Source organism: Janthinobacterium sp. BJB426 (assembly GCF_002735705.1).
Classification (GTDB): Bacteria; Pseudomonadota; Gammaproteobacteria; order Burkholderiales; family Burkholderiaceae_D; genus Janthinobacterium.
In genome coordinates this window covers 387,390-402,966 of the sequence record NZ_PDZL01000003.1, presented here as the reverse complement: position 1 = coordinate 402,966, position 15,577 = coordinate 387,390, and the positions used below count along the sequence as shown (strand labels likewise).

Below are 15,577 nucleotides of genomic sequence, written 5' to 3'. Positions count from 1 at the left end.
TGTTGCTTTCAGGTGTCACTACACAGGTTCGGCGTGCTCTACCATGAGTTGCACCTTGGTCGTGCCATTGTATTCATTCGCATCGAGCCGGAATGCCACCCGCGTGCGTTCGCCCAAGGCATCCGTATGCCCGAACCAGATGGCATCGAAGCGCACGCCGTTCTTTTCCAGCAGCAGTTTCAAGTGGCGTTCTTTTAATATGCGCTGGCTGACGACGCGGAATTCATCGCAGAAGACGGGCGGGGCGAAGCCCTGGCCCCACACCTGGCCATCCATCAGCTCGATGAAGGCCGTCGTGTAATACGCGTCTTCCAGCGGGCCGTCCGTTTCCACGACCCGTTCCAGCTGTTGCTGGCTGAGCCAGGCCTGGCCCACGGCTTCGAAGGCCTTGGAAAACGCGTCGAAGGCGTCGGCGCGGATGGTCAAGCCCGCCGCCATGGCGTGGCCGCCGAACTTGTCGATCAGGCTGGGCGCCCGTTTCGACACGAGGTCGAGCGCGTCGCGCAAGTGAAAGCCGGGGATCGAGCGGCCCGAACCCTTGATCCAGCCATCGGCGCCGGGCGCGAACGTGATGGTCGGGCGGTAGAATTTTTCTTTCAGGCGCGAGGCCACGATGCCGATCACGCCCTGGTGCCACGACTCATCGAAGACGCTGATGGTGCTGCTGTTGGCCGGCTCGAAGTCATCGAGGTGCAGCAGGGCCGTATCCTGCATTTCCGCTTCGATTTCGCGCCGCTTCAGATTGATGTCGTTCAGTTGCTGCGCCAGCGCCCAGGCGCGGCCTTCGTCGTCCGTGACCAGGCATTCGATGCCCAGTGACATGTCTTGCAGGCGGCCGGCCGCATTCAGGCGCGGTCCCAGGGCAAAGCCCAGGTCGAACGGCGTGGCGCTGCGCGCTTCGCGGCCCGCCACGCGGAACAGGGCTGCCACGCCCGCGTGCATATTGCCCTTGCGCATGCGTTTGAGGCCTTGGGCGACGAGGATGCGGTTATTCGTATCGAGGCGTACCACGTCGGCCACCGTGCCCAGCGCTACCAGGTCGAGCAGATTGTCGAGCTTGGGTTGCGTTTGCGCATCAAAGATGCCACGCCGGCGCATTTCCGCGCGCAGGGCCAGCAAGACGTAGAACACGACGCCCACGCCTGCCAGATGTTTACTGGGAAAACCGCAGGCCGGCTGGTTCGGGTTGACGATGACGGCCGCGTCGGGCAGGGTGTCGGCCGGCAAATGGTGGTCGGTGACAACGACCTGGATGCCGCGCCGGTTCGCTTCGGCCACGCCATCGATGCTGGCGATGCCATTGTCGACGGTGATGATGATGTCGGGCGACTTTTCGCGGGCCGTCAGTTCGACGATTTCCGGCGTCAGGCCGTAGCCGTATTCAAAACGGTTGGGCACGATGAAATCGACGTCGGCGCCCATGGCGCGCAAGCCGCGTATGGCCACGGCGCAGGCGGTGGCGCCGTCGCAATCGTAGTCGGCCACGATGACCATGCGTTTCTTGGCCGCAATCGCGTCGGCCAGGAAAACGCCGGCCGCGCCAATGTGCAGCAAGCCGGACGGCGGTATCAGGGCCGCCAGTTCGCTCGACAGTTCTGTCGCGTCGGACAGGCCGCGCGACGCGTACAGCCGGGCCAGCACGGGGTGGATGCCGCCCTGGCGCAGCAATTCGGATTCGCGGTAAGGGCAGGGACGGGTGGCGATGCGGGTACGGGTCATGATGCTTTCAACTTGTTCAAGGTAATCACGCGCCAGAATTTGCGCTGCGCATGCTTGCTGGTGGTGCAATCGAGCCAGGCGTCGCGGTGGCTCAGCACCAGGCGCAGCTGGCCCAGGCGGCCATCTTTTACGGCCGCCAGCAGGGGCGCGAACCAGTCCGCTTCCAGTGCCTGTAACTGCTGCAGCCACATGCCCCATTCCTGAGCCTGCGCCGCTTCGGTCAAGCCGCCCAGCACGACGATCGCATCCTGTTCGCTTGCCAGCACACTGTTTGGACTGGCATCGCGCCGCGCCGGTTCCGCCAGCGCGGCCAGCCAGCCCGGTGCGTCCTTGGTATACAGGCTGGCCGCGCAGCGCGCCGGTGCAGATGCAGATTCCGCCGTGGCCAGGCTGGCGCCCCAGATCCAGAAGGAATTGATGGCTTTCAAGCCCCGCTCTTCGCGCGCCGCATTGACGGGATGTTCGTGCCACAGCATCTGCACTTCGTTTTGCAGGCGGCGCGCGGCGCGCGCATGCTCGCCTTCCGGCATCCACACGGACAGGTCTTGCGTGGTGGCGGCGTCCGGCGTGGCGCACTGCAAGTCGCTCCAGCCATCGGCGCGCATGAACCATGTGCCCGCGTCGCCATACGACAGGGGCTGGCCGATTTCGTCGAAATACGGGCGAGCCGTGTCGAACAAGGTGCGGCCATCGGACTCGCTCAGCTTGAGCTGGCGCAAGTCTTCCAGGCTGATATGGCTGCGGGCGATGGCCAGGTGGGCCGGATGCAGCAGGAAGTAGCGCGCGCCCGGTTCCGGCACGAGGCCGTAGCCGCGCATGGCCTGGGCCGCAAAGGCCGCCAGCGCCGCCTCGCCGTTGGGCGCGGGCGACAGGGTCAAGGCATGCGCCAGCCACGCTTCGTGCGGCAGCAGGCGGTTGGCGTTGTCAAAAGTTTCTAAATTGCAATTGGAGGTGCGCGACAGCAGGGCCGCCAGCGCGGGCGCCTGCAAGACCTTGAGCAGGTCGGCAGCCAGTTCGGCATTGGGCAAGGCGAAGGGCAGGACGAGGGTAAGTTGATTCATCCCGAGATTGTAGGCGATTGTGGCGCTGGGGGAGTAGTCCCCGTGGTTTTCCCCTTGGCCGCGCGTGCAGCAAAAATGGCGCCACGGTGATGTGTTTCGCGCATGAAATACCATTTGTGTGGCACACTGCGCGCTCGCATATCATCGTTGTCGCGGGAGCGCATGAGCATTATCAAACAATTTCCTTTCGAGTGGCAGGTCGGCGTGCGCTATACGCGCGCCGGGAAACGCAGTGGCCGCAACAGCTTCATTTCCTTCATTTCCCTCATTTCCGTGGCCGGCATCGGCCTGGGCGTAGCCGCCCTGATTGTCGTCCTCTCCGTCATGAACGGCTTCCAGAAGGAAGTCACGGACCGTTTGATGTCGGTGCTGGCCCACGTCGAGGTGTTCGATACGAGCGGCTCGATGCCGAATTGGCAGGCGCAGGAGCGCGCCGCCTACGCCAACCCGCGAGTGAAAGCCGTGTCGCCGTTCGTGGAAACGCAGGGCATGCTGCTCAACGACGAAACCATGCGCCCGTCCGTCGTGCGCGGCGTGCTGCCGCAGCAGGAAGCCACCGTCTCCAGCGTGGCGAGCCAGATGAAGCAGGGCAGTTTCAAGGACCTCACGCCAGGCTCGTACAACATCGTGCTGGGCATCGACCTGGCCAAGGCGCTCGACGTGAAAGTGGGGCAGAACGTGACATTGATGCTGGAACGCGAGCCAAGGGCGGGCGACCCGGCCAATGGCATCGTCATGCCGCGCATGCGCGCGCTGAAGGTCGCCGGCATCTTTGAGGCAGGCCATAATGAACTCGATGGCAGCCTGGCCTTCGTCAACATGCAGGACGCCGAGCAGCTGCTGCAACTCGACGGCCCGTCCGGCCTGCGTCTGCGCCTGCATGACATGAACCAGGCGCCGCAGGTGGCGCGCGAACTCAAGGCATCGATGCCGGGCCAGCTGTGGATGCGCGACTGGTCGCGCGCCAGTGCCAGCTGGTATGCGCTGGTGCAAAGCCAGAAGAACATGATGTTCATCATCCTCAGCATGATCATCGCCGTGGCCGCGTTCAACCTTGTCTCGACCCTGGTGATGTCGGTCACCGACAAGCAGGCCGACATCGCCATTCTGCGCACCCTGGGCGCCTCGCCGCTCTCCATCATGAAGATTTTCATGATCCAGGGCGCGCTGGTCGGCTTGCTGGGGAGTGCCCTGGGCGTGATCGGCGGCGTCGTGCTGGCGCTGAATGTGGGCGTCATCGTGCCCTTCATCGAAGGCATCTTCGGCCTGCACTTCATCTCCAAGGAAATCTACCAGATCAGCGCCGTGCCGTCCGACGTGCATTGGCTGGACGTGGCGCAGATCGGCCTGATCGCCTTTGGCCTGGCGCTGGTGGCGACCATCTACCCGAGCTGGCGCGCCGCGCGTGTCAAGCCGGCCGAGGCGCTACGCTACGAATAACACATCAAGAAACGATAAAGACCGCCTGCATAATGAGTATTTTCAAGAATTTGCCCTTCGAATGGCTGGTCGGCTTGCGCTACACGCGGGCCGGCAAGCGCAGTGGCCGCAACAGTTTTATCTCCTTCATCTCCCTCATTTCCATGGCCGGCATCGGCCTGGGCGTGGCGGCACTGATTGTCGTGCTGTCCGTGATGAACGGCTTCCAGAAGGAAGTGACGGACCGCATGCTGTCCGTGCTGGCCCACGTGGAAGTGTTCGACAACAGCGGCAGCATGCCGGACTGGCGCGCCGAAGCGGCGCAGGCCTTTAAAAATCCGGCCGTCAAAGGCGCCGCGCCGTTTGTGGAAACGCAAGGCATGCTGCTGCGCGACGATGCGCTGCGTCCCGCCATCGTGCGTGGCGTGCTGCCCGAGGAAGAGCCGAATGTCTCCGACGTGGCCGGCCAGACGCGCATGGGCAGCTTCAAGGCGCTGCAGCCGGGCACCTTCAATATTGTGCTGGGCATCGAGCTGGCGCGCGCCCTGCGCGTCAACCTCGGCGAAAAAGTCACCTTGATGCTGGCCCAGGGCCAGGTCACGCCGGCCGGCGTGCTGCCGCGCATGCGCAGCTTCACCGTCAGCGGCATCTTCCAGGCGGGGCACAATGAATTCGACGCCGGTTTGGCCTTCATCAACATCGAAGACGGCCAGCGCCTGCTGCGCCTCGACGGTCCATCCGGCCTGCGTTTGCGCCTGGCCGACATGAACCGGGCGCCGCAAGTGGCGGCGGAACTGAAAAAGACCATGCCTGGCGACCTGTGGCTGCGCGACTGGTCCAAATTGAACGCCAACTGGTTCGCCGCCGTGCAGACGGAAAAACGCATGATGTTCATCATCCTGACCCTGATCATCGCGGTGGCCGCCTTCAACCTCGTGTCGACCCTGGTGATGACGGTGACGGACAAGCAGGCCGATATCGCGATTTTGCGCACCCTGGGTGCTTCCCCTCGCTCCATCATGAAGATATTCATGATCCAGGGCGCGCTGGTGGGTATCCTGGGCACGATTTTGGGAGTCGGCGGCGGCGTGCTGGTGGCGATGAATATCGACGTCATCGTGCCCTTCATCGAGCATTTGCTGGGCGTGCAGTTCCTCTCCAAGGACATCTATTTCATCAGCACCGTGCCGTCCGACCTGCGCTGGCCCGACGTCACCAAGATCGGCGTGCTGGCCGTGATCCTCGCCTTTTTGGCGACCCTGTACCCAAGCTGGTGGGCTGCCCGCGTGAAACCTGCGGAAGCCCTGCGCTATGAATAAACCACTGACGACTACCATGACCGATCTGAACAAACCTGCCTCCAACGGCGCTTCCGCCGATTCCGCCGTCCTTTCCTGCCGCGGCCTGGGCAAGACTTTCACGCAGGGCAGCTACAAGGTGCAGGTCCTGGCCGGCATCGACATCGACGTCCACCGCGGCGAGCGCGTCGCCATCGTCGGCGCCTCCGGCTCGGGCAAATCGACGCTGCTGCACCTGCTGGGCGGCCTCGATACGCCGACCAGCGGCAAGGTGACCTTGCTGGGCAAGGACTTCGCCACCCTCAGCGAAAAGGCGCGCGGCGACTTGCGCAACGCTTCGCTGGGCTTCGTCTACCAGTTCCACCACTTGCTGCCCGAGTTTTCCGCGCTGGACAACGTCGCCATGCCTTTGATGATCCGCCGCATGAAGCGCGCGCCGGCCACCGAGCTGGCGCAGCAAATCCTCACGCGCGTGAACCTGGCCAAGCGGGTCACGCACACTCCGGGTGAATTGTCTGGCGGCGAGCGCCAGCGCGTGGCCCTGGCCCGCGCCCTCGTCACGCAGCCGGCCTGCGTGCTGGCCGATGAACCGACGGGCAACCTCGATCACGCCACGGCCGAACAGATTTTCGACCTGATGCTGGAGCTGTCGCGCACCCTGGGCACGGCGTTTGTCATCGTCACGCACGATATCGAGCTGGCCAGGCGCTGCGACCGCGTGCTGCGCCTGACGGACGAAGGGCTGCAGCCGTACCAATATTAAGGAATCGCCATGTGGATCGACACGCACTGCCACCTCGACGCGCATGAATTCGGCAGCGAATCGCTGCAGGTGGCGGCACGCGCCAAGCAGGAGGGCGTGGGCATGATCGTCATTCCCGCCGTCGAACGGGCCAATTTCGCCATCGTGCGCGATCTGGCGGCAACGGCGCCCAACGCCTGTTATGCCCTTGGCATACACCCGATCTACGTGCCGCACGCCACGGAAGACGAATTGATCGCCCTGCGCGAAGCCGTGGCGCTGGCCATGGACGACCCGCGTTTTGTCGCCATCGGCGAGATCGGCCTCGATTTCTTCCTCCCCATGCTGTGCGAACCTGCCATGCGCGCCAAACAGGAGCATTTCTTGCGCGAGCAGCTGAAGATCGCCCGCGACTTCGATTTGCCGGTGCTGACCCACGTGCGCCGCTCGCAGGACATCGTCCTCAAGCACGCGCGCCAGATCCGCCCGAACGGCGGCATCGCGCATGCGTTCAATGGCAGCTTCCAGCAGGCGCAAGGCTATATCGATCTCGGTTTCAAGCTGGGGTTTGGCGGCGCCATGACGTTTACCCGCGCCTTGCAGATACGCCGCATGGCCACGGACCTGCCTTTGGACGCCATCGTGCTGGAGACGGATGCGCCCGACATTTCCCCTGCCTGGATACACCCTGGCCGCAACAGTCCCGAAGAATTGCCGCGCATCGGCGCCGTGCTGGCCGGGTTGCGCGGCCTTGATATTGCGCAAGTAGCAGCTGCCACCAGCGCCAATGCGCGCGCCGTGATGCCCCGATTACCCCTGATGGAGTGAGACCATGAACAAGAAAATGCTTGCGGGCGCCCTGGCAGCCAGCCTTGCCGGCGCGTTTGCGCCCGCCATGGCGGCGACGGCCAGCGCTCAGTGCGACGGCTTGCCCCGTCTCGACGTCAGCACGCCGGCCGGCTTTTGCGTGGCCGTGCTGGCCGACGGCCTGAAATTCCCACGCGGCGTGCTGCCGCTGACGAATGGCGACATTCTCGTCACGGACATGGCGGGATGGGCGCCGAAGCAGGGTAAACTATGGCTGTTGCAGCCGAAGGCGGCTGGCGCCGGCTACGAGCGCAAGCTGCTGCTCGACAAGCTCGATCGTCCGAACGGCATCGTGCAGGGACCGGACGGCATGGTCTACGTGGGCGAAGTGGGACGTATTTTCCGTTTCGACTTGCGCGACACCACGCGCACGCTGACCGACGTGATCGGCGGCACGGCCAAGACGCCGCGCCTGCCGGGCCTCGGTTTGCACCTGTTGACGAACATGCGTTTCAGCCCCAAGGGCGACCTGTATGTGAACGTGGGCTCGAGCACCGACCATTGCGAGAACGATGGCAAGGCGCCCGATCCGGCCAAAGCCTGTCCTTCGGCGGAAGGCCCGGAAGCGCTGGGCGCCATCCGCGAATACACGATGGCGTGGCCAGCCGGCACGGTGACGAGCTGGCGCACGCATGCGCGCGGCTTGCGCAATTCGATGGCGCTGGCCTTCCACCCTGCGACGGGCGAGCTGTGGCAGGCGGAAAACTCGCGCGACGCCATCCAGGCGGCCATGCCGCAACTGAAAAGCGACGAAAACCTGCCGCACGAAGAACTCAATCTGATCAAGGCCGACCGGCACTATGGCTGGCCCTACTGCTACGACGACAACGTCGCCAGCCCTGAATATCCGAAGACGGCATGCGACGCCCAATATGCGGCGCCGCAGCGTCTGTTGCCCGGCCATGCCGCGCCGCTGGGCATGACCTTTTATACGGCCAGCCGCTACCCGGCGTTGTACAAGAATAGCCTGATTATCGGCTACCACGGCTACCGCAGCAACGGTCACCGCCTGGTCGCCCTGCTGCCCGACAAGGCCGGCGCGCCGCTGGGCAAGTCCGTCGACTTGATCAGCAACTGGGAACGCAAGGGCAAGCAGGGCAGGGGCGCGCCCGTCGACGTGAAACAGGGGCAGGATGGCGATATCTATATGGCCGACGATCACAATGGGCTGGTGCTGAAACTGCATTACGCGGCGGCCAAGCCGTAATGCATATCGCTTGACCTCGCTCAGTGCGGGTTTGCCGCATCCTTCTACAATCGGCCTGAGGTTCCCTGTCGACCAGGGGCGACGGGAGGCTGACGTGAAACCTGCATTCATCAAGCTGCGTGAAAATTACGCGAGCGTGGCCGCCGTCGATCAGGCGGCCCTGTTCCGCGAAATCGGCTGGGAAGACTTGATCGGCAAGGACAGCTTTGCCAATACCTGCGCCATCCGCGTCAGCCTGGCCCTGATCAAGGCCGGCGTCCAGGTCAAAGGCCGCATGGCGATTCGCAAGGGGCCATTCAAGGGCGCGCTGATCGAGCCGGGACAGGCCAAGCTGGCGCACATGCTGGCCAGCCCGTCGATGTTCGGCGCGCCCGAAAAATTCAGCCGCGATGCGGCCATGGCCGGCATTGGCCAGCGCCAGGGCCTGGTCGCCTTCTTCCGCATCCCCGGCTACCTGGGCGGCGCGGGCGGCCATATCGACCTCCTGCTGCCATCCATCGGCGCCAAGGTGTGCGGCACCGAATGCTACTGGGATTGTGGCGAGGTCTGGTTCTGGCCACTCGGTTGACGCTTGCTTTTTACGCTTATTTGAACTTCTTCGAGCGTCCGCGCGACGCCGCATTGTGCGCGCGCAGGATGGAATCGACCCGCTCGGACGCGTCGCGCGACAGATTTTGCGCCACGGCGATATCGGGGAAGAATTCGGGCAGGCGGTAGCTGAGCCACGCATACGCCGAGTAGTAGCGGCAGGTGTCTTCCACCTGCTGCAAATTCTGCGTGCCGCCGCCGTACGCGTGCTGGCGCAAGGTGCTCGTTTTTCCCTGCGACAGATTCCTCGCCCAGTGTTCCCACGCCGTTTGCAGCGAGGGCACCTTGCTCGATATCGGCACCAGCGACAGGGTGAACTTGTCTGCCACGGACAGGGGCAGGGTGTCGAGCCAGACGGCGCGCTCCTTCTGGTCTTCCGTGATGCGGGGGAAGAAGAAGCCGTCCGGCACGTCGATATTGTGGATGAAGCGGCGCAGCAGTTTTGACAGCGACAGTTCGCCCGTCACCGACGAAATGCGGTGCAGATGTTCAAGCGAGGGCGCCACGGCAAAGCCGCTGGTGTTCAGCGGATGCAGCTTTTCCTTCAGCAGGGCGCGCATCACTTCATGCGTCTCGTTGTCGTAGCCTGCCACCAGGCCCTCTTCATGCACGCCGTAGCGGCCCGCGCGGCCGGCGATCTGGCGCGCCAGCGCGGCCGAAATCTCTTCCTCTTCCCGGCCATTGTATTTGACGCAGGTAGTCATGACGATGCGCGCGATCGGCATGTTCAGGCCCATCGCCAGCGCATCCGTGCCGACGACGATATCGGCCGTGCCGTCGCGGAAGCGTTGCGCCTGCGCGCGCCGCACTTCGGGCGACAGGTTGCCGTAGACGGTAGCCACCGACAGGCCCGTTTCCGTGATCATGTCGCGCCACATCAGCACTTCGCGGCGCGAAAAGGCGATGACGGCGTCACCGCGGCGCAGGTTGCGCACCTTGCGCACGGCGCTCGGTTCCATCGACAGGGGCGCCATGCGTTTTAATACATGCACGACCAAAGGGCAGTCGAGGCGCTCGGCCAGCGCCTCGATGGCGTGCCGCGCTTCGGGCGCCCCTACCAGGTAGACGGTGTGGGCGGGCGCGCCGCAGACGGCCGCCGTCCACGCGGCGCCCCGGTCCGGGTCGGCCAGCATCTGGATTTCATCGATGACGGCCACCTCGACGACGGTTTTCGTGTCCAGCATTTCCACCGTGCTGGCCACGTGCGTGGCGCCGTCGACGACCCGGCGCTCCTCGCCCGTGATCAGGCTCACGGCCAGCGGCTTGCCGTGCGGCGCGGCTTCCTGCAGGCGTTCGTAGTTTTCCAGGGCCAGCAGGCGCAGGGGCGCCAGGTAGATGCCGCTTTTCGCCTTGACCAGCGCTTCCATGGCGCGGTGCGTCTTGCCGGAATTGGTCGGACCCAAGAGGGCGATGAAGCGGCGCGGCAGGCGGCGTGCCATTTCGAACGAGGCCGGATACTCGGCCAGGTTGATGCTCTGGCGCGTGCGCGCCGCATGCTGTTCTTCCTGCTGGCGCTCGATGGCGTGATTGAAGCGCTGGCGGATGCGGTCGAACACCATGCCGGCCGGCTCGGACGTCTGCATGTCGGCCAGCGTGTGCAGGAAAACCATCGGGTCCGTGTCCACATCCTCGCTCAAGCCCGCGATATCGGCGACGAAATCGATCACGTGCTGGCGCAGTTCCTCGAACACGGCCGCGCTGGCCCGTTCGCGCACCAGGGCCAGCTTGGTCTCGCGGTCCATCTTGCGCCACTTGGCCGGCCGTGCCAGCACGCCCTGGCTTGGTACCAGCGCATACGGCACCACGAGATGGCCAGCCTTGACCACGCCGGAAAAGCGCACGAAGACGCGGCCTTCCATTTTCACCAGGCGGATATGCTCGGCCAGTTCCCCCAGTTCCGCGACCAGGGTGGCGTCGTTATTGTCTTCGCTGCTGTCGGAAATGTCGGTGGAAGTATCGGGGGGAAGTGCGGAGGAAGTCATGTCGTGCCTGGGTGTTGAAGTAAGCGAGGCCGATTATACCGTGTGCAGGACAAAGACCTTACCCCGTGCGCCGTGCGGCTGTCACAAGAGCACTGATTTTTAAAGCGATGATTCTTTGTGCCGGATAAGCAACTGGCAGGCATTGAGAGCGGCGCTTCCATTCTGGCGAGTCACCTTGCTTGAGCGTGGAATCGGAATGCGATATCTGGTACTTTTCGCTTATCGTATTTTTCCTGTTCCATTTTTATTCGGCTGAATTTTTAAATATATTTTCATTAAGTTCGTTTGATTTGTTAAATTTAATTGTGAAACTTTAATTGCCGTAGCGTCGATAATAACAAAGAGTAAGTTTCTATTGATATCCACGGTGGTGATATTCGTATCATGTGCAGATTGTTTTTCTGGATGCGAGGTCGCAGGTGTTCTCTTGCACGCATCCGGCAGTGGCTAATTATCGCCACGCTCCCGTGGTGCCAGCAGCATCTGGCATGACTGAACGCGCCTTACCACGCTGTCGATTTGAAATTAAGCACGGCGGGATCGTTTCCTTATCGCGTCTGTATTTTTCATTGCGTGAGAAATTATCCGCCGGTGCGAAATGAATCGAATTAACTTGACAATTAATAAAGTCGAGCTGATGATGGCATCATATTTTACAAGGGGATTTTTGGCATGTTTTCAAAATAGCTGAAATTGACGGCGATGTGCGGCATTATTCTGGTTATCGAATGAGGCGCGCCGCGTTTTATATGAACGGCTTTGATTTGACGGTGCTCCAGGATGCGCTGGCGACCGCAATACTTTTCACTTCGCGCTGACGCACAGCCAGCTTGCGATGACACTCGACATACCTGTGTATGTGACCCTGCGCCAGAGGATGGCGCGCGCAGGGATTTATCAGCCATCCGACTTTGGGAGAACTCCATGAATAAAAAGCTCGCTGCATTTCTTTTTGCGTCAGGCCTCGGTTTGGCGGTGACTGCGACGCCAGCCTTTGCAAGCTGCGCTAGCGCCTGCGCCGCCGAATGGCGGGCTTGCATTGCTGGCGGTACCGCTCAAGCTGAGTGCAACGCCGAGCGGTCCGCTTGCCAGCAAACCTGCAATTGACAGAAGGAGTACTGCGCGCCGCGGCAGCAACTATCGTAGCCTGTTGCCTCTGACGCCAGCAAGCCATGGCATCGATGGCAGTTCAGGCTGCCCGTGCGCGTATGGCCCGTAGTCCCCAGCCGGTGGCGATCAATCCGTCACCGGCTTGCAGTGGCGTCACGGCATCCATGAACGCGCCGCGCAGGCGCTGCCTGCCGCCGTCGTCCAGGCGGTCGATATCGTAGGTGTCCAGCAGGGCGGCCCACAGTTCGCCCGGCGTGGGCGTCCATGGGACGTCGATGTCGTCAAATTCAACATCTGCGAAACTGCCATCGAGCAGTTCCCTCCAGCCGGCTTCCGACCCCGTGCGGCGGTCGCCGAAGCGCAGCGGCAGCAGCTCGGTGCTGGCGATCGGTTTGAACACGCGCATGAAAACGTCGTTCACTTCACCCAGCAAGAACGTCCTGCCGACGATGGCCGCGAACTGGCCAGCGGGACGCAGCACGCGGCGGATTTCGCGCATAACTTGCTCGATGTCGTCCATCAGCATCAGTGCCATGTGCGAGACGAGACAATCGATACTGGCCGATGGCAGGTCGAGAGCCTGGCCGCGGCCTTGCAGCAGTTGCACGGAGGCGGGCAGGGCTGCGCGCGCGACGGCAAGTTCCGCCTGGCTCATGTCGACGCCGAGCAGTTGCAGCTGCGGCTGCCGTCTGGCTGCCAGCAAGCCCAGCAGATAGCCGTCGCCGCAGGCCAGGTCGAGCACGCTCAATGGCGTATCCACAGCCGGTATCTGGCTGGTCAGTACATGGTAGGACGAGGCCCAAGTGCCTGCGGGGGAATTGGCCGGCAGATGGGCAAACGCGGCGCTGGTCACGCTCACTTGTCTTTGATGAAAGTCCTGCAAATAGGTTTCTGCCGCAGTCAGTGGGGTCATGCAGGGTCCGCAAAGTCGTGGCGCCTGGGCGCCGGATGGTCATCTTAGCATGCGGAAAGTTTCGCCAGCGGTGCTGCCGAATGGCATGCCTGAGCTTTCTTATTCAAGGCACCATTGCGCCAGATCAGAGGGCAAGGCGTGGAAAGCGATCATAGTAGCTGAGCCCCTTTCGCAGCGAGCGAAGATTCTGCCTTGATCCTGCCTTCTCATGCGCACCCTGATACTCGGCTTTGCCGCTGGCGCCGCCTGGTTGCAGACGCAGGCAAGCTTGCCATCGCAGGCGGGCACGTTGCTGTGGGTGATCGCTGGCGTAGGGTTTATTGCTAGTCTGGCGCTGCGCCACTACGCGCACTGGCGTTGCGTTGTTACGCTTGCCGCTGGCGTGGGACTGGGTTTTTACTGGGCCGCCTGGCTGGCCCAGGCCGCCATGGCGCCGCAACTGGCGCTGGCTGATGAAGGCCAGGACATTGTTGTCACGGGTACGGTAGCCAGCCTGCCGTACCGCTTCGAGCAGGGCGTGCGCTTCAATTTTGCCGTGGAAAAGGCTGTTGGGGCGAAGGTGCCGCCCTTGATCGCCCTGTCTTGGTACGCAGGTTTTCGTGATGAAGTGACGAACGAGGTGGGCGACGTGCAGCCGGGCGAGCGCTGGCGCCTCACGGTGCGGCTGCAGCGTCCGCACGGCAACGCCAATCCCATGGGTTTTGACTATGAAGCGTGGCTGCTGGAGCAGGGCGTGCGCGCCACGGGCTATGTGCGGCCGCAGCCGCGCGCCGATACGCCGAACGTGCGCCTGGCCGCCTTCGTGCCCGGCTTTGGCAACGTGGTGGAAGCCAGTCGCGCGGCCCTGCGCGCGCGCATCTTGCGCAGCCTGGAAGACAGGCAGTATGCGGGCGTGATCGTGGCGCTGGTGGTGGGCGACCAGCGCGCCATTCCCCAGTCGGATTGGCAAGTGTTCAACCGCACGGGCGTGAGCCATCTGATTTCGATTTCAGGCTTGCACATCACCATGATCGCGGGACTGTTTGCCATGGGGGCGGGTGCCTTGTGGCGCCGCTCGTTTTTTACCGACCGGCAACTGCCACTGCGACTGCCGGCGCAAAAGGTGGCGGCCCTGGCCGGCGCGCTGGCGGCATTTTTGTATGTGCTGCTGGCCGGCTTTGGCGTGCCCGCGCAGCGCACCTTGTATATGTTGCTGGTGGTGGCGCTGGCCCTGTGGCTGGAACGCATCACCAGCATAGGCCATATCCTGTGCCTGGCACTGGGTGTGGTCGTGCTGCTCGACCCGTGGGCCGTGCTGTGGCCTGGCTTCTGGCTGTCGTTCGGTGCCGTCGCCACTATGCTGTACGCCACGGCAGGGCGCACCACTGCGCCGATGCCGCTGCAGGCCGGCCGCTGGCGCCGTTTGCGCGCGGCCGTAGCGCTGGGCGCGCATACGCAGTATGTGGTCACGGTAGGGCTGGTGCCGTTGACGATGCTGCTGTTCTCGCAAGTGTCGCTGGTGTCTCCCGTCGCCAATGCGCTGGCCATCCCCATCATCAGCCTGGTCGTCACGCCCTTGTCCCTGGCTGGCAGCCTGCTGCCGGCGCCCCTGTCTGACGGTTTACTGTTGCTGGCGCACGCCATCGTGCAGATGCTGGCGCAGGTGCTGGAATGGCTGGGCGCGCGCCGCTTTGCCATCTGGACGGCGCCCGCGCCACCATGGTGGAGTTTTTGCTGGGCACTGTTTGGCACTGGCTGGCTGCTGGCGCCACGCGGATGGCCGCACCGCTGGGCGGGCATGCTGGGCTGGCTGCCGCTGCTGACGGCCTTGCCGTCCAGCCCTCCGCCCGGCCACATGTGGATCACGGCCTTTGATGTGGGACAAGGCATGGCCGTGTTTGTGGAAACGCATGGCCACCGCCTGCTGTACGACACGGGCCCCGCCTACAGCCTCGATTCCGATGGCGCCAGCAGGGTCATCGTGCCTTACCTGCGTGCACGCGGCATCGCCAAACTCGATGGCGTGATCATTTCTCACAGCGACCTCGATCACGCGGGTGGCGCCGTGTCGCTGCTGGAAAACGTGCAAGTGGGCTGGCTGGCCTCGTCCCTGTTCGACGGCCACCCGGCCGTCGAGGCGCGACGGGAGTTGCACAAACCCTATCTGCACTGCATGGCGGGCCAGAGCTGGACGTGGGAAGGCGTGCACTTCGCCATGCTGCACCCCTTGCCCGCCAGTCACATGGACATTGCACTGAAGCCGAACGCCCGTAGTTGCACCGTAAAAATCACGGCAGGGAAACATTCAATCTTGCTGGCCGGCGACATCGAGGCGGCGCAGGAGGCGCAGTTGCTGGCGCGCTCCGCCGAAGGCGAACTTGCCGCCGACGTGCTGCTGGCACCGCACCACGGCAGTGGGACGTCTTCCACGCAGGCATTTTTGAACGCCGTCCATCCGACCCTGGCGATTTTTCAGGTCGGGCACAGGAATCGCTATAAACATCCGAAGGCGCAAGTGTATGCGCGCTATGGCGAGCTGGGGATTGCCCGGCTGCGCACGGATGTGGAAGGGGCGGTGGTGCTGGAGTTTGGGGAGGGGATAGCTGTGACGCGGTATCGGGACATGCATCCGCGGTATTGGTATTATTAATGCTGTAAGGCAATTTTATAATATATCCCTTGGCCGATCACT

The 15,577-nt window shown here is 63.3% G+C and carries 11 protein-coding genes; 7 read left to right on the top strand and 4 right to left on the bottom strand.

Annotated features, from left to right (window positions below):
• Nucleotides 1–18 precede the first annotated feature (18 nt).
• Both recJ and CSQ93_RS07295 read right to left on the bottom strand, forming a co-directional pair.
• On the bottom strand, nucleotides 19–1,719 hold the full coding sequence (gene recJ, locus CSQ93_RS07300; RefSeq protein ID WP_099377462.1) for a single-stranded-DNA-specific exonuclease RecJ: 1,701 nt from the start codon (nucleotides 1,717–1,719) through the stop codon (nucleotides 19–21).
• Complete coding sequence (locus tag CSQ93_RS07295; RefSeq protein ID WP_099377461.1) at nucleotides 1,716–2,780, bottom strand: hypothetical protein; 1,065 nt, start codon at nucleotides 2,778–2,780, stop codon at nucleotides 1,716–1,718. The genes recJ and CSQ93_RS07295 overlap by 4 nt, the downstream gene beginning before the upstream one ends.
• Before the next feature lie 162 nt (nucleotides 2,781–2,942).
• Between CSQ93_RS07295 and CSQ93_RS07290 the strand changes: the two genes are divergently transcribed.
• The 6 genes from CSQ93_RS07290 (at nucleotide 2,943) to CSQ93_RS07265 (ending at nucleotide 8,881) form a co-directional block, all read left to right on the top strand.
• Nucleotides 2,943–4,220 carry a lipoprotein-releasing ABC transporter permease subunit gene (locus CSQ93_RS07290; protein ID WP_099377460.1) on the top strand — a complete coding sequence of 426 codons (1,278 nt, stop codon included), beginning with the start codon at nucleotides 2,943–2,945 and terminating at the stop codon, nucleotides 4,218–4,220.
• 32 nt (nucleotides 4,221–4,252) lie between these two features.
• The gene (locus CSQ93_RS07285; RefSeq protein WP_099377459.1) at nucleotides 4,253–5,518 is read left to right on the top strand and encodes a lipoprotein-releasing ABC transporter permease subunit; all 1,266 of its coding nucleotides are present in this window, start codon (nucleotides 4,253–4,255) and stop codon (nucleotides 5,516–5,518) included.
• Between the two features lie 16 nt (nucleotides 5,519–5,534).
• The gene (lolD, locus tag CSQ93_RS07280) at nucleotides 5,535–6,260 is read left to right on the top strand and encodes a lipoprotein-releasing ABC transporter ATP-binding protein LolD (protein WP_076571574.1); all 726 of its coding nucleotides are present in this window, start codon (nucleotides 5,535–5,537) and stop codon (nucleotides 6,258–6,260) included.
• A 9-nt stretch (nucleotides 6,261–6,269) separates the two neighbouring features.
• Nucleotides 6,270–7,067 (top strand): TatD family hydrolase, encoded by a 798-nt coding sequence (locus CSQ93_RS07275; protein ID WP_099377458.1) that lies wholly within the window; start codon nucleotides 6,270–6,272, stop codon nucleotides 7,065–7,067.
• Between the two features lie 4 nt (nucleotides 7,068–7,071).
• On the top strand, nucleotides 7,072–8,313 hold the full coding sequence (locus CSQ93_RS07270) for a PQQ-dependent sugar dehydrogenase (RefSeq protein WP_099377457.1): 1,242 nt from the start codon (nucleotides 7,072–7,074) through the stop codon (nucleotides 8,311–8,313).
• A gap of 94 nt (nucleotides 8,314–8,407) precedes the next feature.
• Nucleotides 8,408–8,881 carry a T6SS effector amidase Tae4 family protein gene (locus tag CSQ93_RS07265; RefSeq protein ID WP_158301162.1) on the top strand — a complete coding sequence of 158 codons (474 nt, stop codon included), beginning with the start codon at nucleotides 8,408–8,410 and terminating at the stop codon, nucleotides 8,879–8,881.
• Between the two features lie 16 nt (nucleotides 8,882–8,897).
• Here CSQ93_RS07265 and CSQ93_RS07260 read toward each other — a convergent pair whose 3' ends face one another.
• Both CSQ93_RS07260 and CSQ93_RS07255 read right to left on the bottom strand, forming a co-directional pair.
• Nucleotides 8,898–10,883, bottom strand: a complete 1,986-nt coding sequence (locus CSQ93_RS07260; protein WP_099377455.1) for a helicase-related protein — start codon at nucleotides 10,881–10,883, stop codon at nucleotides 8,898–8,900.
• Between the two features lie 1,189 nt (nucleotides 10,884–12,072).
• Nucleotides 12,073–12,906, bottom strand: a complete 834-nt coding sequence (locus tag CSQ93_RS07255; protein WP_099377454.1) for a class I SAM-dependent methyltransferase — start codon at nucleotides 12,904–12,906, stop codon at nucleotides 12,073–12,075.
• Nucleotides 12,907–13,114: 208 nt separating this feature from the next.
• On the opposite strand from CSQ93_RS07255, the gene CSQ93_RS07250 reads away from it, so the two are divergent.
• Nucleotides 13,115–15,535: a DNA internalization-related competence protein ComEC/Rec2 gene (locus CSQ93_RS07250; RefSeq protein ID WP_099377453.1), complete on the top strand. Its 2,421-nt coding sequence runs from the start codon at nucleotides 13,115–13,117 to the stop codon at nucleotides 15,533–15,535.
• Nucleotides 15,536–15,577 lie beyond the last annotated feature (42 nt).

Excerpts from the sequence above, each read along its gene's own strand:
- recJ (WP_099377462.1), bottom strand. The coding sequence starts at position 1,719 with ATGACCCGTACCCGCATCGCCACCCGTCCCTGCCCTTACCGCGAATCC.
- CSQ93_RS07270 (WP_099377457.1), top strand. The coding sequence starts at position 7,072 with ATGAACAAGAAAATGCTTGCGGGCGCCCTGGCAGCCAGCCTTGCCGGC.
- CSQ93_RS07260 (WP_099377455.1), bottom strand. The coding sequence starts at position 10,883 with ATGACTTCCTCCGCACTTCCCCCCGATACTTCCACCGACATTTCCGAC.
- CSQ93_RS07250 (WP_099377453.1), top strand. The coding sequence starts at position 13,115 with ATGCGCACCCTGATACTCGGCTTTGCCGCTGGCGCCGCCTGGTTGCAG.
- CSQ93_RS07295 (WP_099377461.1), bottom strand. The coding sequence starts at position 2,780 with ATGAATCAACTTACCCTCGTCCTGCCCTTCGCCTTGCCCAATGCCGAA.
- CSQ93_RS07255 (WP_099377454.1), bottom strand. The coding sequence starts at position 12,906 with ATGACCCCACTGACTGCGGCAGAAACCTATTTGCAGGACTTTCATCAA.
- CSQ93_RS07285 (WP_099377459.1), top strand. The coding sequence starts at position 4,253 with ATGAGTATTTTCAAGAATTTGCCCTTCGAATGGCTGGTCGGCTTGCGC.
- CSQ93_RS07275 (WP_099377458.1), top strand. The coding sequence starts at position 6,270 with ATGTGGATCGACACGCACTGCCACCTCGACGCGCATGAATTCGGCAGC.
- lolD (WP_076571574.1), top strand. The coding sequence starts at position 5,535 with ATGACCGATCTGAACAAACCTGCCTCCAACGGCGCTTCCGCCGATTCC.
- CSQ93_RS07290 (WP_099377460.1), top strand. The coding sequence starts at position 2,943 with ATGAGCATTATCAAACAATTTCCTTTCGAGTGGCAGGTCGGCGTGCGC.